The 1,939-nt window shown below is 48.3% G+C and carries 1 protein-coding gene; it reads left to right on the top strand.

Annotated features, from left to right (window positions below; genetic code table 11):
• Positions 1–324 precede the first annotated feature (324 nt).
• On the top strand, positions 325–1,939 hold a 1,615-nt coding region (locus KDK17_RS05985; RefSeq protein WP_257287591.1), incomplete at its 3' end, for an F-box/WD repeat-containing protein.

The raw sequence follows: 1,939 nt of genomic DNA, 5'->3' as shown, positions 1-1,939 counted from the left end.
CAGCCAGCTTCAGTGCCGATTGTTGCCATGTGGTCACCGCCAGTGAGGATGGCACGGCGAAAATTACTGAAATAAGGGGTTCTCTGGTATCACCTGAACCGGCACAGTCTGGTGGTGATTGACGAAGCCCGGAACCTGATGCGGGGTACTCAGAGGGCCGCCGCTGAGTGACGCCATTCTGCGTGAGTCGAAAGGCAGAAACAGTGTTCGTTGCGCTTAGCAACATGTTATGAACTTTTATTCCAAAACCGGGTCTAACTCGGCACATCCATTTTGAATGTCGTTTCAAAATGAGGAGAAATACTCACGTTACAGGAAACAGAAATGACACCATGCACTCAGCAAATAAACGACAACTCCAATATTGTCGATTCAGCCCCGACATCACCCGGGCGATCTCAATCAGAGCCGCCAACCGTTATCGATATGGGTAGGGAGATCACTGCATCTTACCCGTGTGAATCGTTATTATTGAAGACACTGCCCAAAGAATTGAAGTATGAAGTCATTGCCCATTTAGATCTTCCAAATGTAGCCGTTTTAAAGCGAACATGCTCCGAGTTGTGCGATGTTATTGAAGAAGGTGATGTTCTGGCGAAGGCATGGTATGGCCGGTTTTCTTCAGCACACCGGGCTCAAATAAAGGCAGTCATCAGTACAAAAGACAACAACCAACTCAGCGACTGGTTAGGGCAGTTTACGAATGACGAGGCACTCATCAAGTCAGTAGTAGGACGCCGGGAGAGTGATGGATTTCCTGCTTTTTTCTTTTTCACCATCAGTCAACTGATGTCTGAATGTAAAGCATTTAAATTAGTTGAAGAAGGCGAAATTTCTCATGGCAGCGGGATTAAATCAGCCTCCTTCAGTGTCGATGGCCGTCATGTGGTGACCAAGACTGCTACCGAGGGTCGTAATACAGCGAAAATTTCTGGTCAGGACATCGGTGGGTCATGGGATGTAAAAACTAACATTTTGCACTCTGATGTTATCAACTCAGCCACCTTCAGCCTCGATGGCCATCATCTGGTCACCGCCAGTGATGATCGCACGGCGAAAATCTACGCTCATGAGGCTGATGGAACGTGGGAAGTAAAAGTGACCATTACTCATGGTTCCAGGGTCAATTCAGCCGAATTCAGTCCCGATGGCACTTTTTTGGTGACCGCCAGTGCTGATAGCTCAGCGAGAATTTATGGTCAGGAGGCCAATGGATTATGGCTACCAAAAGCCAGTATTTCCCATGAAGATTCGGTCTTTTCAGCCTCCTTCAGCGCTAATGGGCGCTATTTGATAACCAGGGGTAATGATGATAAGTCGAAAATCTATGGTCTGGAGGACGATGGATCATGGCTGGAGAAAAGCACTATTGCCCTTCCCCATGACTGTCATGTCGAATTAGCCTCCCTCAGTCCCGATGGTGCCCATGTGCTGACCGTAGGCCAGATGACTGTGGTCGGCGAAGTTTACCATTTCCCCTCTGTCTGCGATGACACGGTGAAAATCTACGGCCAGAAGGACGATGGATCCTGGGAAGTAAAGGCTGACATTCGCCATAATGAGCGGATTTGCTCAGCCACCTTCAGCCCCGACGGCAATCATGTGGTGACTGCCAGCGATGATGGTTCGGCGCAAATCTATAGTAAGAAGGCAGATGGATCATGGGAACGAAAAGCCAACATTCGCCATCAGAAATCGGTGAGATCAGCCACTTTTAGCCCCGATGGCCGCCATGTGGTAACTGCAAGTCACGATAAAACGGTGAAAATCTATGGTCAGAACGCCAAAGGAGTCTGGAAAGAAAAAGTCTCCATTGCTCATGATGGCGAGGTCAATTCAGCTGTTTTCAGTATTGATGGTCGTCATGTGGTAACCGCCTGTAAAGATAAAACAGCGAAAATCATCGGCCAGCAGATCGATGGATCATGGGTAGTGAAAG

This window comes from Endozoicomonas sp. SESOKO2 (genome assembly GCF_024606245.1).
In the GTDB taxonomy this organism is placed as follows: Bacteria; Pseudomonadota; Gammaproteobacteria; order Pseudomonadales; family Endozoicomonadaceae; genus Endozoicomonas_A.
Note: the sequence above shows the minus strand (reverse complement) of the source record. Positions and strands in the feature narration are given on the sequence as shown.